This window comes from Paenarthrobacter sp. R1, from assembly GCF_030264015.1.
Classification (GTDB): Bacteria; Actinomycetota; Actinomycetes; order Actinomycetales; family Micrococcaceae; genus Arthrobacter; species Arthrobacter ureafaciens.
In genome coordinates, this window is sequence record NZ_CP127115.1 from 1,687,700 (window position 1) to 1,710,784 (window position 23,085).

Sequence of the window (23,085 nt, forward strand, 5' to 3'; positions counted from 1 at the left end):
ATGATCGACCTCACTACGCTGGCGGACCTCACGCCCGGCATCTGTTCCGTCACGCTCCGCTCCGCAAGTATCGAAGAGGTGGTCAGCGTTGCCTCCGAGGCGGGACTGGCGGGCATCGAGTGGGGAACGGATGCGCATGTCACCGATACCGCTTCCGCGGAGAAGGCCCGGGAGGCCTCGGAGGAAGCCGGCCTGACCGCGCTTTCCCTCGGCTCCTACTATCGCGCGGGCTCGTTCGGGGACTTCGAGCAGGAGCTCAAGCTTGCGGAGATCCTGGGCGCACCGAGGATCCGGATCTGGGCAGGCGGGTCGGGCTCAGCCGACGCGGACGCCGAACTCCGGGACGCCGTCATCCGTGATGCCCGGCGGGTTGCAGGGCTCGCTGCCGAACGCGGAATCTCCATCGCTTTTGAGTACCACGCCAACACCCTCACCGACTCCCCCGAGGCCACCCTTGACCTCTTGGATCGCGTCGGCCAAGGCAACGTGGGCACTTACTGGCAGCCCGCCGTCGGGCTTTCCGATCAACAAGCCCTGGAGTCGCTCCACAAGGTCCTGCCCCACGTGGTGGGCGTCCATTGCTTCTCCTGGGGTCCGGAAGCTGAACGCCAACCCCTGCGGTCACGGAAGCAGCTGTGGCAGGCAGTCTCCGATGTGCTGAGGGGCAATGGGAAAGACATGGACGTAATGATCGAATTCGTCGCGGACGACCTCCCGGAAAACGTGCTCAACGACGCCACGTTCCTGCACAGCATCGCCCTCGGCGAGGACTAAGCCCGGGCACAGCCGCCGAGCCGGCATACCAGGATGGACACTGGCCCTGAACCTCGGTCACTCGGTGGGACGCCTTAACCCAATTGCCGACATCGTGAGATCTGCATGCCGATATTCTCTGGATGGCGTCCATGACGCGGTCTATGTTCTGGGAGAAAATCGGCTCATGATGTGCCACCCGGTTCCTTATGCCACGGACCACGCCCACGTCCCGGGCTAACCCTCGTACAGCGGCCGATGTTCCTTCGCTTTCGGGCACGTTCGGGAACACCGTGGTCAGCAAAGGATTCCAGATCGCTGTGTCGTACCGGCTGGAAAGCATTTGTTCCCAGAATACGAACTTGAGCTCTGGGATAACTTTGCCTGTTGTGGGGTTCCGGGAAGCTGCCTGCTGAACATCCCTGCGAGGCTCGTAGCGCCCGTGCTTTTGGGGGACGCTGTACAAAAAACGGTTGTCCCAGGGCCATCTCTCCAGGTACGTCCGCGTAAGTGCTTCGTGGATGGCGTTCCGAAGCACTACCTCAAACAAGTGCAACGGCAGCAGCAGTGCCGAAGCCAGCTCGGCGTTCCACTCGTACAAGTTGATGGCGTCATCGTGGCTGGCGCCTCTGCTTTGCGCCGCACGGTCAAAAGCTGTCAGTCGGGCAGGGGTGATGGCCCTGCGTATCTCGGCGTACTGCAATTGACCGGACCCGCCTATCTCGGTAGTGTCTTGCGTACACGCTTCGGGTTTTGAGGGCGAAAGCCTACGCTCGGAGATAAAAGAGATTGAGAAAATGCCACCCGATCGGGTGGCATTTTTCATGCTATCGACGCGCTCCATTCGGACCCAATCCGGCTCAGGCGCCTGTTGAAAACCGGGCACAGCCGCCGAGTTCGCCGCAACGCTGCGGTTCGTGGGAAAGCTTGGGGTGTCACTGCAGGTTTCCGGCGAACGCGGCGAAAAGCATCGCCCGGCCGACCTCAGGCGGGGTCGCCGGCAGGGACCTCAGTACTGCGTCGAAGCTTGACGGACCCCGTGACAGAGCCGCCTTCCGTTGCTCCGGCAGCCAGGCGGCCGATCTCCTCCAACGGCAGGAACACGGTGGACAGGGCCGGACGGAAGTCGCGGAGGGTTTCAATGTCGTCGAACCCGGCAATGGTGGCGTCCCTCGGGATCCATACCCCCTTGGAACGGAGGGCCGCGGTAACGCCAATGGCCATGACGTCGTTGACAGCGAAAATGCAGAGGCGGTCCTTGGCTGAGGTGATCCGTTCGGCCAACGCCAGCCCGGCGTCGTAACCACCTGCACGGTTGAAGCCGGTCCGGATAACCTCGGCGGCAGGCCTGCCGGCTTCCGCAAGTCCACGCTGGAATCCGCGGACACGGTCGTCCGAGGTAAAGAGCCCTTCCGGTCCCGCCACCACCACGAACCCAGCGTCGTGGGAGTCTGCAAGTTCCCGGGCCAGATCGGCAGCGAGTTCTTCGTTGGGTACCTCCACTACGCGGTAGCCCTCGGTTGTTGAAGCACCCACCACTGGATGGCCGACCACCCCTACATGGCCACCGTTGCGGCAATAGCGGTCCAATTCCGCGGCGAGCCCGGCATTGGCCAGAGCGTCTTCGTCCCGGGCAGAGCGTGAACCGGCGATCACGATCGAATCAGCCCGCCGCGCCGCAAACGCGGCCACGGCTTCACGTTCTTCTGCGGGCGATCCGGAGGTGCTGGCCAACAGGACCATGCGGTTTTGCTCGCGGGCCGCACCCTGTACTCCTCGGGCAATCGCCGAGAAATAGGGGTCGGCGATGTCGTGCACGATGAGGCCGATCAAACCCGAGCTGGACTTGGCCAGCGCCTGGGCCTGCGCGTTGGGGACATAACCGAGCTTGTCCGCAGCCTGGCGGACCCGGTCGGCGATGTCCTCTGCCGGCTTGCGGGAGGATCCATTCAGGACGCGCGATGCCGTTGCCAGGGAAACCCCTGCCAGGCGCGCTACTTCGCTCAGTGTGCTGGCGGCCACAACGGCCCTCCTTCTCTGCGTGCACCCGGGACTGGCGCTAGGGAAATTATGGCAGCATTCCTCCAATTCCGGGAAAGCGCTTGCCAAGCAGCCACGCCATAAGGCATCATCGATTCAGTGGGAATGCGCTTTCCCATCCTGCAGACATCCACTGCCCGCACCGTCGCGGCAGGCAACTTTAGGCACTTGGAGAAAACATGGGCTTCGAAACAAAGACGATCCGCATCGCCATGAACGGCATCACCGGCCGAATGGGATACCGCCAGCACTTGCTGCGTTCCATCCTCCCCATTCGTGACGCGGGCGGCTTCACCCTGGAGGACGGCACCAAGGTCCAGGTGGAGCCCATCCTTGTGGGCCGAAACGAAGCCAAGATCCGTGAACTCGCCGAGCTGCACAAGGTTTCCGAGTGGACAACGGACCTCGATGCCGTGATCAACGATCCCACCGTGGACATCATCTTCGATGCCTCCATGACCAGCCTCCGCGCAGCCACACTGAAGAAGGCCATGCAGGCCGGCAAGCACACCTTCACTGAAAAGCCCACGGCCGAGACGCTTGAAGAAGCCATCGAACTGGCCAGGATCGGCAAGGAAGCCGGCGTCACCGCAGGCGTCGTCCACGACAAGCTGTACCTCCCGGGACTGGTGAAGCTGCGCCGCCTGGTTGATGAAGGGTTCTTTGGCCGCATCCTCTCCATCCGCGGCGAGTTCGGCTACTGGGTCTTTGAAGGTGACGTTCAGGCGGCACAGCGCCCGTCCTGGAACTACCGCAAGGAAGACGGCGGTGGAATGACCACGGACATGTTCTGCCACTGGAACTACGTCCTTGAAGGCATCATCGGCAAGGTCAAGAGCGTCAACGCCAAGACAGCCACGCACATCCCCACCCGCTGGGACGAAGCCGGCAAGGAGTACAAGGCAACGGCTGATGACGCTTCCTACGGCATCTTCGAGCTGGAGACCCCGGGCGGCGACGACGTCATCGGCCAGATCAACTCTTCCTGGGCCGTGCGCGTGTACCGCGACGAACTGGTCGAGTTCCAGATCGACGGCACGCACGGCTCCGCCGTCGCCGGCCTGAACAAGTGCGTCGCGCAGCAGCGCGCCCACACCCCCAAGCCCGTCTGGAACCCGGACCTGCCCGTCACCGAGTCCTTCCGCGACCAGTGGCAGGAAGTTCCCGCCAACGCCGACCTGGACAACGGCTTCAAGTTGCAGTGGGAAGAATTCCTGCGCGACGTCGTCGCCGGCCGTGAGCACCGTTTCGGCCTGCTTTCCGCGGCCCGCGGAGTGCAGCTGGCCGAACTCGGCCTTCAGTCCTCGGCCGAGCGCCGCACCATCGACATCCCGGAGATCAGCCTCTAATGACGTCCCTTATCCTCCCCACCGACGACGGCGGTACCCGCGAATACCGCCTTCAGGCGGCCACCACATGGGCCAAACCCGCTGCTCCCCTGACCGCACGGCGCGCTTATGCCGCAGCCCACGTCATCCCCGAGGTCGCTGCTGACAACACCCCCGGCGCCCCGGCCCAGCTCGACTGGGAAGCCACGCTCGCCTACCGGCATGAACTATGGTCCTACGGCCTGGGCGTTGCCGATGCCATGGACACCGCTCAACGCGGCATGGGCCTGGACTGGGCCGCAACCCAGCAACTGATCAAGCGCACCGGAGCCGAGGCCGCCTCGGTGGTGGGCGGCAACAACGCCGCAATCGCCGGAAAGTCCGTGCGTGACCTCGTTTCCTGCGGTGCGGGCACCGATCAGCTGGACATAGCAGCCCTCCCGGACGGCGCAGCCGGCATCAAAGCCGTGATCGAGGCCTACCGCGAGCAGATCGCCGTCGTCAGCGAAGCCGGTCCCAAGGTGATCCTGATGGCATCCCGCGCGCTGGCCAAAGTGGCCACCAGCGCGGACGATTACCTGCACGTCTACTCCACGCTCCTCCAGGAAGTCGAACAGCCGGTCATCCTGCACTGGTTGGGCACCATGTTCGATCCCGCACTGGCCGGCTATTGGGGATCGGACGACGTTTCCGTGGCTACCGACACGTTCCTCAGCCTGATCCGTGAACACGCGGACAAGGTGGACGGCGTGAAGGTTTCCCTGCTGGATGCTTCCCATGAGGTTGGCCTCCGCGCAGCCCTTCCGGAAGGCGTGCGCCTCTACACGGGCGACGACTTCAACTACCCGGAACTGATCGACGGCGACGCCACCCACCACTCGGACGCGCTGCTGGGCATCTTCGCGGCCATCTATCCGGCCGCGTCGGTCGCCCTCCAGAAGTACGACGCCGGCAACGGTGCAGAGGGGCGCGCCATCCTTGATTCGACGCGTGAGCTGGGAAAGCACATCTTCAGCGCACCGACGTTCTACTACAAGACCGGAATCGCCTTCCTGTCCTGGCTCAACGGCAGACAGCCCGGCTTCCAGATGGTGGGCGGACTGCACTCCGGCCGTTCCGTGCTGCACCTCTCGAAGACCTTCGAGCTGGCAGACAAGGCCGGGCTCTTGAAGGACCCGTCGCTGGCAGCTTTCCGTATGTCCGATTACCTGCGGATCAACGGGGTGGCCGCATGAGCGACTTCTCGCGTCTTTCCCTCAACAGCGCCACCACCAAGAAGTGGACGCTCGCGGAAGCAGTCGACGGTTGCGCACGGGCGGGCATCCCGGCCATCGGCCCTTGGCGTGACCGCGTTGCGGAAGCGGGCCTGGACAAGGCAGCCAAGCTGATCAAGGACGCCGGCCTTCGGGTCTCATCACTGTGCCGCGGCGGTTTCCTCACGGCAGCCGATCCCGAGGGCCAGGCAGCAGCACTTGCCGACAACTTTGAGGCTGTCCGCGAGGCCGTGGCGCTGGATACCCGGGAGCTGTTCCTGGTGGTCGGCGGACTCGCACCCAAGGAGAAGGATGTTGTGGCTGCCCGCCAGCGCGTCGCGGACCGGCTCGAGGAACTGGTTCCCTTCGCCTCGGAAAACGGCGTGCGCCTGGTGCTGGAACCCCTGCACCCCATGTACGCAGCGGACCGGGCACTCATTTCCACCCTCGGCCAGGCCTTGGATCTTGCCGCGCCCTACGACGCCAGGGCCGTGGGCGTCGCCGTCGACACCTTCCATGTCTGGTGGGATCCGGAACTGAAGGCGCAGATCGAACGCGCCGGCCGCGAAAACCGCATTGCTTCCTACCAGGTGTGCGACTTCAACCTGCCGATTGCCGCCGATGCGCTGCTGTCGCGCGGAATGATGGGCGACGGCGTCATCGACTTCGCGACCATCGGCACCTGGGTCAGGGACGCCGGATACACGGGTGACATCGAGGTGGAGATCTTCAACCAGGAGATTTGGGATGCGGACGGGGACAAGGTCCTGGAAACCATGAAGGAGCGCTACGCGGAGCTCGTGCTTCCGTACGCCTGAGACTTGTGATCCGTCAGGTCGGGAATCCCTGGCGGATCACAGCCAAACGAGCGGATCCCTGCCAAGGTCACGGCAGGGATCCGCTTTTGTTTGTGCCCCCGGCAGGTCCAGGGTCCTAGGAGCTCCGCCCGCTTTCTCCCTTGCCGTGGACTTCACGGATTTCCTCACCGCTGCGGACCAACTCGTCTTCCTTTTCCTGCATCTTGTCGCTCTTCTTGGTGTCGCGCGGAGGCAGTTGAATGGTCTCTTCAGCTTCGATGCCGCCCTGCAACTGACGGCCCCGCTCCATCTCGGCGTCGAACTCTGCACCAAACAGGAGGGACATGTTCAGGATCCAGAGCCACAGCAGCATGATGATCACACCCGCAAGGGCGCCATAGGTCTTGTTGTAGTTGCTGAAGTTGGCAACGTAGAACCCAAAGCCGAGCGAGGCCAGGGCAAAGATCACCAGGGCGATCAGGGAGCCCATGCTCATCCAGCGGAACTTGGGCTGCTTCACGTTGGGAGTGAAGTAGTAGAGCACCGCGATGATGGCGACGACGATCAGGATCAGGACCGGCCACTTGGCAATGTTCCAAATGGTCAGGAACGTCTCCGACATACCGATGGCCCCGCCCACTGCTTCAGCCACCGGGCCGCTGAGGACAAGCATGGCCGCCACCAGGGCAGCGCCAACCACGGCCACGACGGTCACGGCGAGCATGGTGCCGCGCAGCTTGACGAAGCCGCGGCCTTCGTCCACCTCGTAGACTCGGTTCATGGCCCGGCTAAAGGCCGTGGTGTAGCCGGAAGCTGACCACAAGGCCACCAAAATACCGAAGACCAGGGCCAAACCTGCGGTGTTGGACTTAGTCAGCTCTTCGATGGGCTGGCGCATGGCCTCGACGCCCGGCCCCGGCGCGAATTGCTGGACGATGTCCAGGAGCGCCCCGGTCGTCTTCCCGGCATCGCCAAAGATACCGATCAGGGAAACCAGGGCGAGCAGCGCCGGGAACATGGAAAGGACCGCGTAGTAGGTCAAACCCGCGGCCGCGTCGGGGCACTGGTCCTTGGTGAACTCACGCAGCGTGCGCTTGGCAATGTACGTCCAGGTGGGCTTCACAAGGTCATTGGGACTGTCCGGCTTCCGGGAGTCCTCGGGAGAAGGGGCAGTAGCTGCCTTCGCGGTGCTGGTCTTTTCAGTTTCGTTAGTACTCATGAGGCACCTGTCCGTGGGGGATAGCTTGCGCGAACAACTGACCCAACAATACTAAGCATGCTGATTATCACAAGGGAAGTCCGTTGCCCCAATCAGGCCGGCGCCCACGGGCCGGCTTTCACAGTCCGCCCTAGGTGTACTGTCCCGGCAGGTTGATGACACGGGGCTGGAATTGACGAAGTAAAGAGGACCTCCGGGTGTTATGTGGAGCTTGTCGAGAGCAAACACAGATACCAGGAGGTCCTCGTGTCCCACTCTAACGCGATCCTTGCCCCTGCCGGTCGGTTGAAGCTGGCCCGGTGTGTGGTCGATGGTCACTTGCCATTGCGTCTAGCCGCTGAGCGGTTCAATGTCTCTGTCCCGACCGCTGCCCGGTGGGCGAGACGTTACGTCGAATGCGGGGAAGCGGGCATGCTGGATCGTCCCAGCCGGCCCCTGAGCTGTCCGCACCGCAGTTCCGTGCGGACAGAACATCGGGTCGTGGGCCTTCGGACCTCCAGGCGGTGGGGGCCAGCACGGATCGCCTACCACCTGCATCTGAACATCTCCACAGTCCACCGGATCCTGCACCGCTATCACTGCCCTCCGCTTCGCTTCACGGACCGTTCCACGGGGATCAGGATCCGTCGCGAACACGCCCGCCGCTATGAGTACGCGTGGCCTGGAGAGATGATCCACGTTGATGTGAAGAAGCTCGGCCGGATCCCTGAGGGCGGAGGCCACCGGAGCGTGGGAAGACCGGCCGGTGAGGCGAACAAACGAACCCGGAACTCGGCCGAGGGCGTTTCCCGAGGACGCGGCCTGCTGCGCGGTTACACGTTCATCCATCACGCCGTCGATGACCACTCCCGGTACGTCTACTCCGAGATCCTTCCCGATGAGACCAAAGAGACCGCCGCGGCCTTCATGCGTAACGCGATCGCAGCGTTCGCCGCGCACGGCGTGAAGATCCAACGGGTCCTGACCGACAATGGCTCCTGCTACAGGTCCCGCCTCTTTGCCCAGACCCTGACGGATGCAGGCATCCGACACAAACGCACCAGGCCCTACCGGCCCCAGACCAACGGCAAAGTAGAACGCTTCAACCGCATCCTCTTGGAGGAATGGGCCTACGCCCGGCCCTACACCTCAGAAGCCGAACGCCAAGCCTGTTACCAGGACTTCATCGAGCACTACAATCGCAGCAGGCCACACACGGCACTCAAAGGCGCCTCCCCAGCCAGCCGTGTCACCAACCTACCGGGTTAGTACACCTAGGCGGTGCGGTCCGTCACCACCAGGCCCAGCGGCGACGCGATGACGGAGCGGATCACCTGCCCGGCAGCGCCAAGCAAGGTACCGGCGTGCTTGAGTCCGGACACCTTGAGATCTTCGGGGCGCACCAGGCCCGGGGCGTGGCGCTCCACGCTGGCCAACACCGCGGGACGCAGCCACTCGGCGAGTTCGGCGAAGTGACCGCCCAGGACCACGGCTTCAATATCCATCAACCGGGCTGATGAGGCGAGCGCGACGCCCAAGTACTTTCCGGCGTCGTCCACTGCTTTGACGGCGCGCGGCTCCTTGTCCGCCAAGGCGGCCAGCAAAGCTGCCGTCCGTCCGGAGAGTGGACCGGGGGCAATCCCGGCAGCCTCGAACACAGCCTCCTGGCCCGCGAAAGTTTCCAGGCATCCCACGCCGCCGCAGGAACATCCGGACCCCTCCGGGTGCACCACAATATGGCCGAGCTCCCCGGCCGAACCGCCGGGGCCCGTGTAGAGCTCGGAGCCGATGATGACGCCGCCACCTACGCCTACTTCGCCGGAGACGTAGAGGAAATCGGGCTGGCCTGCCCCGTACCAAAGCTCGCCCAAGGCAGCGCTGTTGGCCTCATTGGACAAGCGGACACCCAGCGGCACATCACCCAGCAGCGCGTCCACGTTCAATTGCTCATGCTCCCAATGCAGGTTGGGAGCGGACAGGACAACACTGCGGGCCTCATCCACGAGGCCCGGAACGGCAAGCCCGCCTCCCAGGATGGCTATGTCCCCGGCAGCCGCGGCGCCCTTCGCCTCGCCGGCAAGTTCTGCGAGCTTGGCCATGACCTCGCCGGGTTTAAGACCACGGTTATGCGACTCCACAGTGGTGGTGAAGCGGAGGTTTCCCCCGAGGTCCACCAGCCCCACCGCGAGGTAATCCACGTTGATTTCCATGCCCACCACGCCCCGCCTGGGGCTGAGCTCCAGGCCCTGGCCTGGCCGGCCGCGTTCGCCGTCCCTGTAGAGGCCCACCTCGGAAACGAGCCCGGATTCCACCAACTCCGCAACCAGGCTGGACACGGCCGCCTTGGTGAGGCCGGTTGCCGCAGCCAGCTGCGCCCGGCTTGGCTTGGCGTCTCCCGTCCGGGCTATGGAGTCCAGGACCAGTGAAAGATTACGACGGCGGACGTCACCCACCCGCCCGGGCGCGGCGTTCTCATTCACTGGCATGGGACTTCCTCGCGGCTTGAAAGTTTCTTGTCGGATTCCATTGACCATGATCCATCATCATCCATATAGTTCAGATTGAAAACTAATTGGAGTGCTTTTCTCAGGTGCCTCCGTCCACGCATTGCAAAGGAGCAAGAATGTCCCCGCAACCCACACCCCAGGACCGTTTCACCTTTGGCCTCTGGACTGTTGGCTGGACCGGCAATGATCCCTTCGGTGTTCCCACCCGCGAGGCGCTGGACCCGGTGGAAGCCGTCCACAAGCTGAGTGAGCTTGGCGCCTATGGCATTACGTTCCATGACAACGATCTGGTCCCGTTCGACGCCACCGCGTCCGAACGCGACCTCATCCTCAAGAACTTCAAGGGCGCCCTCGCAGAAACGGGCCTCAAGGCGCCCATGGTCACCACCAACCTGTTCAGCCACCCGGTCTTCAAGGACGGCGGCTTCACGTCCAACGACCGATCCATCCGCCGCTACGCCCTGAGCAAGGTCCTGAGGAACATCGATCTTGCCGCTGAGCTCGGCGCAGAAACGTTCGTCATGTGGGGCGGCCGCGAAGGCAGCGAGTATGACGGCTCAAAGGACCTTTCCGCAGCACTGGACCGCATGAAGGAAGGCGTCGACACCGCTGCGGGCTACATCAAGGAGAAGGGCTATGGCCTGCGCATCGCACTGGAGCCCAAGCCGAACGAGCCCAGGGGCGACATTTTCCTCCCGACCGTAGGCCACGCCCTGGCATTTATTGCCCAGCTGGAACACGGCGACATTGTCGGCCTCAACCCGGAGACCGGCCACGAGCAAATGGCAGGCCTGAACTTCACCCACGGAATCGCCCAGGCACTGTGGGCCGGCAAGCTCTTCCACATTGATCTCAACGGCCAGCGCGGCATCAAGTACGACCAGGACCTGGTGTTCGGCCACGGCGACCTCACCAGCGCCTTCTTCACCGTCGACCTCCTGGAGAACGGCTTCCCGAACGGCGGACCCAAGTACGACGGTCCGCGCCACTTCGACTACAAGCCCTCACGCACCGACGGTTACGACGGCGTCTGGGAGTCGGCCAAGTCCAACATGGCCATGTACCTGCTCCTCAAGGAACGTGCCGTTGCCTTCCGCGCGGACCCCGAAGTCCAGGAAGCACTCGCAACCTCCGGCGTGTTCGAACTCGGCGAATCCACCCTGGCCGCCGGCGAGACCACCGCGGACCTCCTGGCTGACGCATCAGCCTTCGAGTCGTTCGACGCCAACAAGGCCGCGGAGCGCTCCTTCGCCTTCATCAGGCTGAACCAGCTGGCCATCGAGCACCTCCTCGGCGCCCGCTGATTCATTCCATCGTGAAGTTGCGGTGGCCGGTCCGGCTTTGACCCCGGGCCGGCCACCGCACCCGATCCGTTTACACGAAAGATAAGAGAGTTATGCCCCTCGTCGCCGGGATCGACAGTTCCACCCAGTCCTGCAAGGTAGTCATCAGGGACGCAGCAACCGGCGCCCTGGTGCGCCAGGGCCGCGCAGCCCACCCGGAAGGCACCGAAGTCCACCCCGACCATTGGTGGAACGCGCTGCAGGAAGCCATCGCCCAAGCGGGCGGATTGGACGACGTCGATGCCGTTTCCGTAGGCGGCCAGCAACACGGCATGGTGTGCCTCGACGAGTCCGGCGAGGTGGTGCGGCCGGCGCTTCTGTGGAATGACACGCGCTCCGCTCCCGACGCCGAAGCCATGGTTATGGAGGCAGGCGAAGGAGATCCGGCTGGCGGCGCAGCGCAGTGGGCCGCGCTCACCGGCACTGTCCCGGTAGCATCCCTGACAGCCACCAAGCTGCGCTGGCTTGCACGCAACGAGCCGGAAAACGCCCGACGCACCGCTGCGGTTTGCCTGCCGCATGACTGGTTGTCGTGGCGGCTTGCCGGCCACGGTCCGGGATCGGGCCCCGAGCCGCTGCGCCTGCTCCGCACAGACCGCTCCGATGCTTCCGGGACAGGCTACTTCTCCACCGAACGCAATGAATTCCTGCCGCAGGTCCTTGAGAACACGCTGGGTCATGTGCCCCTGCTGCCCGTAGTCCTTGGACCACTGGAAGCGGGCGGCAAAACTCCCGCCGGCGCCCTGATCGGACCCGGCGCCGGGGACAACGCCGCAGCGGGACTCGGCGTCAGCGCCGCCGTCGGAGATGTCGTGGTGTCGATCGGCACCTCCGGGACAGTCTTTGCCGTATCCGATGTTCCGGCCAAGGACGCCAGAGGCCTGGTGGCGGGGTTCGCCGACGCCACAGGCAACTACCTCCCCCTCGCCTGTACCCTCAACGCCACCAGGATCTTCGATGCCACCGCATCGTTGCTCGGGGTTGACCTTGCCGAACTGGGCCGGCTGGCGTTGTCCGCTCCGGAGGGTGCCGGCGGCCTGACGCTCATTCCTTATTTCCAGGGTGAACGCACTCCGAACCTTCCCAATGCCACCGGCTCCCTTCATGGGCTCACGGTGTCCAATTACACGCCCGCGAACCTGGCGCGCGCCGCCGTCGAGGGTGTCCTGTGTTCGCTGGCCGACGGCCTTGCGGCGCTTCAGGCGCAAGGCGTGGCCGCCCGGCGGATCATCCTGGTGGGCGGAGGCGCGCAATCCGAGGCCGTGCAGCAGGTGGCCGCCGCGGCGTTCGGGCTGCCCGTGTCCGTGCCGGAACCGGGAGAGTACGTCGCCGACGGCGCAGCACGTCAGGCCGCCGGAGTCCTCACCGGATCGCTTCCGGACTGGGAGATGGAGGGAACCAACGTTGCCGCCGGTTCCCCGGACCCGGAGTTCCTGGCCAGGTACCGTCATTACGCCGCGAAGGCAGCCAACCACTGATCGGCGTTGCCGGTGCTCTATCGTGACAGGGTGAGCCCCGAACAATCCGCCCCCAGTCGGCCTCCGGTCATGGAAGACGTCGCCCGCGTGGCCGGCGTCTCCCACCAGACAGTTTCCCGGGTCCTGAACAACCATCCGAACGTCAGCGCAAAAACCAAAGAGCGCGTCGAGCAGGCGATCACCGAGCTCGGGTACCGGCGGAACACCGCTGCCCGCAGCTTGGTGACACGCCGGTCCCAGACCATTGGTGTGCTCGGGAGCGAAATGGGCCAATACGGTCCGTCGCGTACCCTGCTTGGAGTACAGCAGGCGGCGCGGGACGCCGGGTACTTCGTCAGCGTCGCCGGGCTGCGGGACGTGACACCGGAAACCATCAAGGACGCAGTGGCGCACTTCATGGACCAGGGCGTGGACGGCATCGTGGTGATCGTCCCGCACCCGGGGACGTTCGAGGTGTTGCACCAAGTCACAAGCCAAGTGCCCTTGGTAGCCGTAGGTGCCGTGGGGGACGAAGAGTTGAGCGGCGCCGCCGTCGATCAGCGTGAGGGGGCCCGGCTCGCGGTCCAGCACCTCATTGAACTCGGGCACCGCAGGATAGGGCACCTCTCCGGCCCCACTGACTGGATTGACGCAGCCGCCCGCATCGAAGGGTGGCAGGAGGCCCTGCAGGGGGCCGGGCTGGAGCCGGCGGAGTTGATCGAAGGCGACTGGAGTGCCGAATGCGGCTATCGCGAAGGCCTCAGGATCGCCGCCGACCGCACTGTGACGGCGTTGTTCGTAGCCAATGACCAAATGGCCCTGGGCGTCTTGCGTGCTTTCCACGAAGCCGGGGTGCGGGTCCCGGAGGACATCAGCGTGGTGGGCTTTGACGACCAACCTGAAGCCGCGTATTTCATCCCGCCGCTCACAACCGTCGCCCAGGACTTCGAGGAACTCGGGCAGCGTTGCATCGATCTCATGCTCCACCTGGTGGAGGACGGCCCGGGCGTCACTGCCGCAGCCGTGGCGCCCCGTCTGGTGGCGCGCAAGACCACCTCCGCCCCTCCCAACTGAGTCGCAGCACTGCGCGTTTTGAGCCGTGAAAACGCGTGTGGAGTCTCATGACTTAATAGACAGTTCTGTCTCATGACTTCGTAGACACTCTGTCTCAGGACATCGTGGACACTTAGCTTGCGGGTTTGCTGCTATGCATGAGCAAACCCCAACCGGACATCAAGATCCGGCATGCTGTGGCAACGTGGTCCGAGGATTCGCCCAGAGGCGCGGTTACTGCGTTCTGCAGGAAGCACAATGTCTCCCGGGCCTGGTTCTACCGGGTCCGGGCGGCGGCTGCCGAGGTGGGGCCGGTGAAGGCATTGGAGAAAAAGCCCACGATTCCAAGAACCATGCCGGCCCTGACCCCACAGGCGATGATCGAGTTGCTGCTCGGTACCCGGGCGGAACTGCAGGAGAGCGGGCAGGACCACGGTCCGCTTTCTGTCATCGCGAAGCTCTCACGACAAGGCTTCACACCGCCCTCGCGTGCCACCGTGGCCAGGATCTTTTCCCGGGCCGGTGTCGTGATGCCCGAACCGCGGAAGAAGCCTCGAAGCGCCTACAAAAGGTTCGTCTATCCGCAACCCAACGCGTGCTGGCAAATCGACTCGACCGAATGGCAGCTCGCCAGCGGCAAGAAGGTAGCCATCTTCCAACTCATCGATGATCATTCGCGTTTGGCGCTGGCTTCCCTGGTCGCACCCGGCGAAACCAGCGCCGCCGCAATCGCCGTCGTTACCCAGGCCATCGAACGCCACGGAGCACCGCAGAAGTTCCTTTCCGACAACGGCTCGGCACTGAATCCCACCCGCCGCGGCCGCACCGGGGCCCTCGTGGAGTTCCTCAAAGCCAAAGGCATCGAACCGATAACGGGCAAACCCTACAAACCCACCACCCAAGGCAAGAACGAACGCTTCCACCAAACCCTGCACCGATACCTGCACAGGCAACTCCCGGCCCCTTCAATGGCTGCCCTGCAACTGCAGGTCGACGCTTTCGATCTCTACTACAACAACGAACGCGAACATCAAGGCCTACCCGCGGGAACGACGCCCTATGAGGCCTGGAACGCCACCCCGAAAACGCCCCCGCCAACCGTTCCTGAGCAAGTCACGCCCGCAACGGACAGGCAAAGCGCGCACCGAACAGTGAACCGGAACGGGTCCGTGACGATCCTAGGAACCCACTTCAAAATGGGCAAAGAACACACCGGCACCACCGTGCACATCATCTACGACGACACCACCATCATGTTCTTCGGAGCACAAGGCACCGAGATCATCACTCACCCCAGACCTCCGCACGGAACCACCTACGTCGGCAACGGAAAACCCTCAGGAGTCGTCGCAGACCCACAAGGCACCCGCAAGAAACGAACAAAGTACCCGCCCCGCAGAGGCCGACAAACAAAGTCCCAAGACGAAGTGTCCACACAGTCGTGAGACAACAACCGTCCACGAAGTCATGAGACATGAAGTGTCTACAAGGTCATGAGACATGAAGTGTCTACAAGGTCATGAGACATGACAAGCCGTGAAAACGCGCACTGCTGCGACTCAGTTGGGGGCGGCGGTGAGTGGGGGGCTTGACTTGCTTGTTGTTAGCGCTAACAATTGCAGCAGACCCTTTGTCCGCCCCTTCACCCCTCCCCACTTCACCCGACCCCCGGCAACGAGGCCTTGGCCAGCCGGATGGAGAATCCCATGAACCCCGTAGAAAACTCACCCTTGGATCAGCAGTACGTCATCGGCGTCGATTTCGGGACGCTGTCCGGACGCGCGGTAGTAGTCCGCGTCTCGGACGGGCTGGAACTCGGCAGTGGCGTGTTCGAGTATCCGCATGCCGTGGTGTCCGAGGTACTCCCCGCTACCGGCGAGCGCCTCCCCGCCGATTGGGCCCTCCAGGTTCCCAACGACTACCGCGACGTCCTGCGCAACGCAGTCCCCGCCGCCGTCGCCGACGCGGGCATCGATCCAGAGAACGTCGTGGGCATCGCCACTGACTTCACGGCCTGCACCATGGTCCCGACGACGGCGGACGGCACTCCGCTGAACGAACTGGACCGCTTCGCTGACCGGCCGCATGCCTACGTCAAGCTCTGGCGTCACCATGCCGCGCAGCCCCAGGCGGACCGCATTAACCAGCTTGCGGAAGAGCGGACGGAAGCGTGGCTGCCCCGCTACGGCGGGTTGATCTCCTCCGAATGGGAATTCGCCAAGGGCCTTCAGCTGCTTGAGGAAGACCCCGAGATCTACGCTGCGATGGACCAGTGGGTGGAAGCGGCGGATTGGATCGTCTGGCAGCTGTGCGGCACGTACGTTCGGAACGCCTGCACAGCCGGGTACAAGGGCATTCTCCAGGACGGGCAATACCCGTCCAAAGACTTCCTCACGGCACTCAACCCGCAGTTCGGGGACTTCGTTGACGACAAGCTCGCCCACCGCATCGGGCGCCTCGGCGAAGCGGCGGGAACCTTGACGGAGGAAGCTGCAGCCTGGACCGGATTGCCGGCCGGGATCGCCGTGGCTGTTGGCAATGTGGATGCCCATGTCTGCGCCCCTGCGGCGAACGCGGTCGAACCTGGCCAGTTGGTGGCCATCATGGGCACATCGACGTGCCACGTTATGAACGGGGACACCTTGCGTGAGGTCCCCGGCATGTGCGGAGTGGTCGACGGCGGAATCGTGGACGGGCTGTGGGGTTACGAAGCCGGGCAGTCCGGTGTGGGGGACATCTTCGGCTGGTTCACCAAGAACGGCGTTCCACCGGAATACCACCAAGCTGCCTCGGCTCAAGGCGTCAGCGTCCACGAGTACTTGACCGAACTCGCAGAAAAGCAGGAAATCGGCCAGCACGGCCTGATTGCGTTGGACTGGCACTCCGGTAACCGCTCGGTGCTGGTGGATCACGAACTTTCCGGCGTTGTTGTGGGCCAAACGTTGGCCACCAAACCGGAGGACACCTACCGGGCGCTGCTCGAGGCCACGGCATTCGGCACCCGGACGATCGTGGACGCCTTCCGCGACTCCGGCGTTCCGGTAAAGGAGTTCATCGTGGCAGGCGGGCTCCTCAAGAACAAGCTCCTCATGCAGATCTACGCCGACGTCACGGGTCTGCAGCTCTCCACGATCGGTTCGGAACAAGGCCCGGCGCTGGGCTCGGCCATCCACGCTGCAGTGGCTGCGGGCAAGTACAAGGACATCCGCGAAGCCGCCGCGGCCATGGCTGCAGCCCCGGGTGCCGTGTACACGCCCATCCCTGAAAACGTCGCGGCCTACCAGGCACTGTTCAACGAGTACCGGACCCTCCACGACTACTTCGGTCGCGGCACCAACGACGTGATGCATCGGCTCAAGGCCATCCAGCGGAAAGCGGCGTCCAAGGGAAGCGCATCAGCGATGGCCGGCGACGCACCGCCGTCGAACGCCGCGTCCCAAGCAAGCCAAGCACTGGAAGGTGCCACCGCATGAGCTCCCTCCAGGACACCATCGCCGCAGTCCGGCAAGAAGTCTGCAGGCTGCACGCCGAACTGACCCGCTACCAACTGGTGGTGTGGACGGCCGGCAACGTCTCGGGCAGGATCCCCGGCCACGAGCTCATGGTCATTAAACCGTCCGGCGTTTCCTATGACGACCTAACCCCTGAACAAATGGTGGTCACCGACCTCCATGGCGTGCCGGTCGACAGCATCACCACCGGCACCGGCCAAACCATCTCTTGGCACAATCCGGCCCTGTCGCCGTCCTCCGATACCGCTGCACATGCTTACGTGTACCGGAACATGCCCGAGGTGGGCGGGGTGGTCCACACGCATTCCACCTACGCCACGGCGTGGGCTGCCCGCGGAGAGGACATCCCCTGCGTGCTGACCATGATGGGGGACGAATTCGGCGGCCCGATCCCCGTGGGGCCGTTTGCGCTGATCGGTGACGACTCGATCGGACACGGGATCGTGGAAACGCTCAAGCACTCAAACTCCCCTGCAGTGCTCATGCAGAACCACGGGCCCTTCACTATCGGCAAGGACGCCCGTGCGGCGGTGAAGGCAGCCGTGATGTGCGAAGAAGTGGCCAAGACCGTCCACGTTTCGCGCCAACTTGGCGAGCCGCTGCCGATTGATGAAGCCAAGATCGCCTCCCTGTTCGACCGCTACCAGAACGTCTACGGCCGCTGAACCAGGCCCACCCCAAACTTCAGGAGAACTCATGCCCCACAACACATCGGCCAACAGCACATCCCTCGACCAGTTCGAAGTCTGGTTCCTGACCGGCAGTCAGCACCTCTACGGCGAGGACGTCCTCAAGCAGGTTGCAGCCCAGTCCCAGGAGATTGCCGAGGCCCTCAACGCCAACAGCAACGTACCGGTCAAGCTCGTGTGGAAGCCCGTCCTCACCGATTCGGACGCCATCCGCCGCATAGCCCTTGAAGCCAACTCGGACGATTCCGTGATCGGCGTGACCGCGTGGATGCACACGTTCAGCCCGGCCAAAATGTGGATCCAAGGCCTGGACGCCCTCCGCAAACCGCTCCTGCACCTGCACACCCAGGCCAATCGGGACCTGCCGTGGGCGGACATCGATTTCGACTTCATGAACCTCAACCAGGCAGCCCACGGGGACCGCGAATTCGGGTACATCCAGTCCCGCCTCGGCGTGCCGCGGAAGACCGTCGTCGGGCATGTCTCCAACCCGGAGGTCGCGCGCCAGGTGGCCGCGTGGCAGCGCGCCTCCGCCGGTTGGGCGGCGGTCCGGAACCTGAAGCTGACGAGGTTCGGCGACAACATGCGCAACGTCGCCGTTACCGAGGGAGACAAGACCGAGGCCGAACTCCGCTTCGGTGTCTCGGTCAACACCTGGTCTGTCAACGAACTCGCCGACGCTGTCCACACCGCGGAAGAGTCCGACGTCGACGCCCTGGTTGCCGAGTACGAGCACCTTTACGAGGTGGCTGACGAGCTGAAAGCCGGTGGCGCCCGCCACGAGTCCCTCCGCTACAGCGCCCGGATCGAGCTGGGCCTCCGGAGCTTCCTTGAGGCCAACGGCTCGGCCGCGTTCACCACCTCGTTCGAGGATCTGGGCGAACTCCGCCAACTCCCCGGCATGGCAGTGCAACGGCTCATGGCCGACGGCTACGGGTTCGGGGCCGAGGGCGACTGGAAGACCGCCATCCTGGTCCGCGCCGCAAAGGTCATGGGATCCGGGCTTCCCGGCGGTGCCTCGCTGATGGAGGACTACACCTACCACCTGGAACCGGGCAGCGAAAAGATCCTCGGCGCCCACATGCTTGAAGTCTGCCCGTCCCTGACCGCGAAAAAGCCGCGTGTGGAGATCCACCCGCTTGGTATTGGCGGCAAGGAGGACCCCGTCCGGATGGTGTTCGACACCGATGCCTCGTCCGGCGTCGTCGTTGCGCTGTCCGACATGCGCGACAGGTTCCGCCTGGTCGCGAACGCTGTGAACGTCGTCGACCTTGACCAGCCGCTGCCCCACCTGCCGGTGGCCCGCGCGCTCTGGGAACCCAAGCCGGACTTCGCCACCTCGGCCGCCGCGTGGCTCACCGCCGGAGCGGCGCACCACACGGTATTGTCCACGCAGGTAGGTATGGACGTGTTCGAGGACTTCGCCGAAATCGCCCAAACCGAACTCCTCACCATCGACGAAAGCACCACCATCAAACAGTTCAAGAAGGAACTCGCTTGGAACGCGGCCTACTACAAACTGGCAGGCGGCCTGTGAGCACGGAATTCACCCTTGAAGCCGGCGGTTACAAGGCCGTAGTGACGGAACACGCTGCGGCCTTGCGGGTGCTGCAGTTCCACGGCCGGGACTTGGTGGTTCAGTTCCCGGAAGGGGGGCCCATCCCCGATTACCGGGGCATCATCGCCGCGCCGTGGCCCAACAGGATCGAAGACGGCCAGTACACCTTCGACGGCGTCACCCACCAGCTCCCCGTCAATGAACCCGAGCGTGGCGCTTCTTTGCATGGCCTCGCCTTTCCGCTCGACTGGACTGCGAAGGAGCACGACGCCGGTTCGGTCACGCTGACGTGTGTGGTGGGACCAAGCGAGGGCTACCCCTTCGTGCTGGAACTCACGGCGCAGTACGCCCTGGATGAAAACGGGCTGCACAGCACGGTCCGCGCCGCGAACATCGGGGAGTCCGCAGCTCCCTTCGGCGTGTGTCCGCATCCGTACCTGGTGGCCGGCAGATCGCCACTGAACGAATGGATCCTCGAAGTCCCCGCAGCCACGTTCCTTGAGGTGACGCCGGACCGGCTCCTCCCCATTGAACTGGCGTCTGTGGAAGGTCATGAGTTCGACTTCCGCTCCCCACGTGCAATCGGCACCACCGAGATCGACCACGCGTTCACGGACATAGCGTTCGACGGCGGGTCGGCGCGCCTGTCGCTACGGGACCCGGCGGGCGCCGGCGTCGGAATGGCGTGGGACGAACGCTGCCCGTGGCTGCAGATTCACACGGCGGACAAGCCGGCTCCGCCCAACCGGATCGGACTGGCAGTGGAGCCCATGACGTGCCCGCCGGATGCCTTCAACAGCGGCACGGACCTGATCCGTCTGGAACCGGGCGCAACCCACTCCGCGTCCTGGAGCATCTACTCCCTGTAAACCCAACTGGGTCGCATTTGTGCGCGTTTTGAACGTTCAGAACGCGCACAAATGCTACCTACTTGGGGGAGCCGGCGGTACTTTGGCGCACCACGAGTTCGGGCGTGAAGACGACGGCGCGGTGCTTGGCTCCGCCGCTCTCCTGCTCTTCGGCGAGAAGCTCGACGGCGGTCCGGCCCAGCGCCTCGGTGGGCTGCCGGATGGAGGACAAGGGCACGACGGCGGAGACGGCGAAGTCGATGTCGTCGTAACCGATCAAGGCGATGTCTTCGGGGATTCTCACCGTTCGCAGCATGGTCAGTGACTGCATGACGCCAAGGGCAAGGAGGTCGTTGGAGCAGAAGACGGCTTCAGGACGTTCCTCCGGCGAGCGCTCCACCAGGCTGTTGCCCACCTGGCGCCCGGCAAGGACGGTCTGGCCGGCAGAATCCAGTACCTCCATGGACGCATCGGATTCTTTGGCGACCGCACGCTGCGCGCCCTTGAGTCGGTGGGCCACCTGGCGGATGGACGGGGTACCAACAAAAGCCAGACGACGGCGGCCGATGTCCAGCAGGTGCCGGGCGGCCAGGTAACCGCCTTCCTCATCATCGACGGAGACTGAGCTGCAGCGATCGCTGTCGGCGAGTTGATCCACCAGCACCGTGGGCACGCCACGTTCCCGCAAGGTATCGATCCGGGCCGTGACGTCCCCTACGGGTGAGATCAGGAGTCCTTGGACGCGCTGTTCCTGGAAGAGGTCCATGTAGTGGGCTTCGCGGGCAGCGTCTTGGCCACTGTCCCCCACCAGGACCACGCTTCCGAGCGCGGTGGCCGCATCTTCGGCGGCCCGGGCCACTGAAGAGAAGAAGGGGTTGCCGACATCGAGGACCACCAAGCCGATGGTTCGGCTCTGGCCGGCGCGCAACTGGCGTGCAGCGTCATTGCGCACGAATCCGAGCTCGGCAATGGATTTGAGAACGCGCTCCTTGGTCCGCTGCGAGACCCGGTCCGGGTAATTCAGCACGTTGGACACGGTGCCCACGGCAACCTTGGCGTGGATGGCAACATCTTTGATGCTGGCTGTTTGGGACATGCTTTCCGGTCTCCCCCGTCGTCTTGTCCGGCTATATGAACGCCCTTGACACCCCCTTCCTTGCGAGGGTAATTTGAATCGTAACAAATGAAACGATTCAAAACCGAGTAACCCCGGAGAACCGCAGATGAGGGTATGTTTCCGCTCCTCAGTTCAGCCCGAACTGATGGATGAGTACAGGCGCCGGCACGCAGCTGTCTGGCCGGAGATGCTTCGCGCATTGAAGGACGCCGGATGGAACAACTACTCACTGTTCCTTGCTCCGGACGGGCAGCTCATCGGCTACCTGGAATGCGAGGACTACGCGGACGCTCAGGCCCGCATGGCCCTCACCGAGGTCAACGCCCGTTGGCAAGCCGACATGGCAACCCTCTTCGCGAACAGCGACGTACCGCCGGATGAGGGATTCGAAATCCTCGACGAAGTTTTCAACCTTGAAGACCAACTGGCTGCGGCCAGTCACAGCACCCACCAGAAGGAAGAAGCATGAACACCACGGAATCGGCCCTGGGCCGCTTGGGAGAACTGGCCATCGAAGTGCCGTCCTGGGCCTACGGAAATTCGGGGACCCGGTTCAAGGTCTTCGGCACCCCGGGGACCCCGCGCACCGTGCAGGAAAAGATCGCCGACGCCGCCAAGGTTCACGAGCTTACGGGCCTGGCGCCCACTGTTGCGCTGTACATCCCGTGGGACAAGGTGGACGATTACTCCGCTTTGCGTTCGTATGCAGAGGACCTGGGGATTGGCCTGGGCACCATCAACTCCAACACGTTCCAGGATGACGAGTACAAGTTCGGCTCCCTGACCTCGTCCAACGAGGCCGTACGCCGCAGGGCCATCGAGCACCACTTGGAGTGCATCCAGATCATGCACGCCACCGGGTCAAAGGATCTGAAGATCTGGCTGGCCGATGGCACCAACTACCCTGGCCAGGACGACATGCGGGGCCGTCAGGACCGCTTGGCCGACTCGCTTCAGGAAATCTACGCCGCCCTGGGTGATGAGCAGCGCCTGGTGTTGGAGTACAAGTTCTTCGAACCGGCTTTCTACCACACCGATGTTCCGGACTGGGGTACCTCGTACGCGCAGACCCTGGCCCTGGGTGAGAAGGCGTTCGTGTGCCTGGACACCGGCCACCACGCCCCGGGGACCAACATCGAGTTCATCGTGATGCAGCTCCTGCGCCTGGGCAAGCTGGGCTCGTTCGACTTCAACTCCCGCTTCTACGCCGATGACGATCTCATTGTGGGCGCGGCTGATCCGTTCCAGCTCTTCCGCATCATGCACGAGGTCATCCGTGGCGGCGGCTTCGGGAAGGATTCCGGTGTCGCGTTGATGCTGGACCAGTGCCACAACCTGGAAGAGAAGATCCCGGGCCAGATCCGCTCGGTGCTCAACGTGCAGGAAATGACTGCCCGCGCCCTGCTGGTGGACACCGCAGCGCTGAACGAGGCGCAGCGTGCCGGGGATGTCCTGGCAGCCAACAGCATCTTCAACGATGCCTTCTACACCGATGTCCGTCAGGCCCTTGCCGAGTGGCGTGAATCCCGCGGCCTGCCCGCCGACCCGATCGCTGCCTACAAGGCCAGCGGCTACCAGAAGAAGATCAACGAGGACCGCGCAGGCGGCCAGCAAGCCGGATGGGGCGCATAA

The 23,085-nt window shown here is 64.0% G+C and carries 19 protein-coding genes; 15 read left to right on the forward strand and 4 right to left on the reverse strand.

Annotation, left to right across the window (positions count from 1 at the left end; genetic code table 11):
* Positions 1 to 774 carry a sugar phosphate isomerase/epimerase family protein gene (locus QN084_RS08210; protein WP_021474040.1) on the forward strand — a complete coding sequence of 258 codons (774 nt, stop codon included), beginning with the start codon at positions 1 to 3 and terminating at the stop codon, positions 772 to 774.
* 963 nt (positions 775 to 1,737) lie between these two features.
* Here the strand turns inward: QN084_RS08210 and QN084_RS08215 are convergent.
* On the reverse strand, positions 1,738 to 2,775 hold the full coding sequence (locus QN084_RS08215; protein WP_021474039.1) for a LacI family DNA-binding transcriptional regulator: 1,038 nt from the start codon (positions 2,773 to 2,775) through the stop codon (positions 1,738 to 1,740).
* A 197-nt stretch (positions 2,776 to 2,972) separates the two neighbouring features.
* Between QN084_RS08215 and QN084_RS08220 the strand changes: the two genes are divergently transcribed.
* From QN084_RS08220 to QN084_RS08230, 3 genes are read left to right on the forward strand one after another with little or no spacing between them, the layout of a single operon-like run.
* Positions 2,973 to 4,142 carry a Gfo/Idh/MocA family protein gene (locus QN084_RS08220; RefSeq protein WP_071416091.1) on the forward strand — a complete coding sequence of 390 codons (1,170 nt, stop codon included), beginning with the start codon at positions 2,973 to 2,975 and terminating at the stop codon, positions 4,140 to 4,142.
* The gene (locus QN084_RS08225) at positions 4,142 to 5,356 is read left to right on the forward strand and encodes a dihydrodipicolinate synthase family protein (RefSeq protein ID WP_021474146.1); all 1,215 of its coding nucleotides are present in this window, start codon (positions 4,142 to 4,144) and stop codon (positions 5,354 to 5,356) included. The genes QN084_RS08220 and QN084_RS08225 overlap by 1 nt, the downstream gene beginning before the upstream one ends.
* Positions 5,353 to 6,192, forward strand: coding sequence for a sugar phosphate isomerase/epimerase family protein (locus QN084_RS08230; protein WP_021474147.1), 840 nt, complete (start codon positions 5,353 to 5,355; stop codon positions 6,190 to 6,192). The genes QN084_RS08225 and QN084_RS08230 overlap by 4 nt, the downstream gene beginning before the upstream one ends.
* 115 nt (positions 6,193 to 6,307) lie before the next feature.
* Here the strand turns inward: QN084_RS08230 and QN084_RS08235 are convergent, their stop codons facing one another.
* Positions 6,308 to 7,390: a YihY/virulence factor BrkB family protein gene (locus QN084_RS08235; protein WP_021474148.1), complete on the reverse strand. Its 1,083-nt coding sequence runs from the start codon at positions 7,388 to 7,390 to the stop codon at positions 6,308 to 6,310.
* A gap of 246 nt (positions 7,391 to 7,636) precedes the next feature.
* Between QN084_RS08235 and QN084_RS08240 the strand changes: the two genes are divergently transcribed.
* On the forward strand, positions 7,637 to 8,638 hold the full coding sequence (locus QN084_RS08240; RefSeq protein ID WP_069696677.1) for an IS481 family transposase: 1,002 nt from the start codon (positions 7,637 to 7,639) through the stop codon (positions 8,636 to 8,638).
* A gap of 5 nt (positions 8,639 to 8,643) precedes the next feature.
* Here the strand turns inward: QN084_RS08240 and QN084_RS08245 are convergent, their stop codons facing one another.
* The gene (locus tag QN084_RS08245) at positions 8,644 to 9,855 is read right to left on the reverse strand and encodes an ROK family transcriptional regulator (RefSeq protein ID WP_069696372.1); all 1,212 of its coding nucleotides are present in this window, start codon (positions 9,853 to 9,855) and stop codon (positions 8,644 to 8,646) included.
* Between the two features lie 137 nt (positions 9,856 to 9,992).
* On the opposite strand from QN084_RS08245, the gene xylA reads away from it, so the two are divergent.
* The 8 genes from xylA to QN084_RS08285 all read left to right on the forward strand — a co-directional run bounded on the left by xylA (position 9,993) and on the right by QN084_RS08285 (position 20,357).
* Positions 9,993 to 11,180, forward strand: a complete 1,188-nt coding sequence (xylA, locus tag QN084_RS08250) for a xylose isomerase (protein WP_069696371.1) — start codon at positions 9,993 to 9,995, stop codon at positions 11,178 to 11,180.
* Between the two features lie 92 nt (positions 11,181 to 11,272).
* The gene (gene xylB / locus QN084_RS08255; protein ID WP_021474151.1) at positions 11,273 to 12,697 is read left to right on the forward strand and encodes a xylulokinase; all 1,425 of its coding nucleotides are present in this window, start codon (positions 11,273 to 11,275) and stop codon (positions 12,695 to 12,697) included.
* A gap of 69 nt (positions 12,698 to 12,766) precedes the next feature.
* Positions 12,767 to 13,750, forward strand: coding sequence for a LacI family DNA-binding transcriptional regulator (locus QN084_RS08260; RefSeq protein WP_021474152.1), 984 nt, complete (start codon positions 12,767 to 12,769; stop codon positions 13,748 to 13,750).
* Between the two features lie 137 nt (positions 13,751 to 13,887).
* Positions 13,888 to 15,174 carry a DDE-type integrase/transposase/recombinase gene (locus QN084_RS08265; protein ID WP_062095146.1) on the forward strand — a complete coding sequence of 429 codons (1,287 nt, stop codon included), beginning with the start codon at positions 13,888 to 13,890 and terminating at the stop codon, positions 15,172 to 15,174.
* A 261-nt stretch (positions 15,175 to 15,435) separates the two neighbouring features.
* Positions 15,436 to 17,202: a ribulokinase gene (gene araB / locus QN084_RS08270; RefSeq protein WP_021474153.1), complete on the forward strand. Its 1,767-nt coding sequence runs from the start codon at positions 15,436 to 15,438 to the stop codon at positions 17,200 to 17,202.
* Positions 17,199 to 17,906, forward strand: a complete 708-nt coding sequence (locus tag QN084_RS08275; RefSeq protein ID WP_021474154.1) for an L-ribulose-5-phosphate 4-epimerase — start codon at positions 17,199 to 17,201, stop codon at positions 17,904 to 17,906. Before araB ends, QN084_RS08275 begins: the two co-directional genes overlap by 4 nt.
* 31 nt (positions 17,907 to 17,937) lie before the next feature.
* On the forward strand, positions 17,938 to 19,467 hold the full coding sequence (gene araA / locus QN084_RS08280) for an L-arabinose isomerase (RefSeq protein WP_069694885.1): 1,530 nt from the start codon (positions 17,938 to 17,940) through the stop codon (positions 19,465 to 19,467).
* On the forward strand, positions 19,464 to 20,357 hold the full coding sequence (locus QN084_RS08285; RefSeq protein ID WP_069694886.1) for an aldose 1-epimerase family protein: 894 nt from the start codon (positions 19,464 to 19,466) through the stop codon (positions 20,355 to 20,357). The genes araA and QN084_RS08285 overlap by 4 nt, the downstream gene beginning before the upstream one ends.
* Positions 20,358 to 20,415: 58 nt before the next feature.
* Here QN084_RS08285 and QN084_RS08290 read toward each other — a convergent pair whose 3' ends face one another.
* On the reverse strand, positions 20,416 to 21,432 hold the full coding sequence (locus QN084_RS08290; RefSeq protein WP_062098275.1) for a LacI family DNA-binding transcriptional regulator: 1,017 nt from the start codon (positions 21,430 to 21,432) through the stop codon (positions 20,416 to 20,418).
* A 127-nt stretch (positions 21,433 to 21,559) separates the two neighbouring features.
* Between QN084_RS08290 and QN084_RS08295 the strand changes: the two genes are divergently transcribed.
* A complete protein-coding gene (locus QN084_RS08295) occupies positions 21,560 to 21,922 on the forward strand; it encodes an L-rhamnose mutarotase (RefSeq protein WP_062098277.1) in 363 nt (120 codons plus the stop codon).
* On the forward strand, positions 21,919 to 23,085 hold the full coding sequence (gene rhaI / locus QN084_RS08300) for an L-rhamnose isomerase (RefSeq protein ID WP_069694887.1): 1,167 nt from the start codon (positions 21,919 to 21,921) through the stop codon (positions 23,083 to 23,085). The genes QN084_RS08295 and rhaI overlap by 4 nt, the downstream gene beginning before the upstream one ends.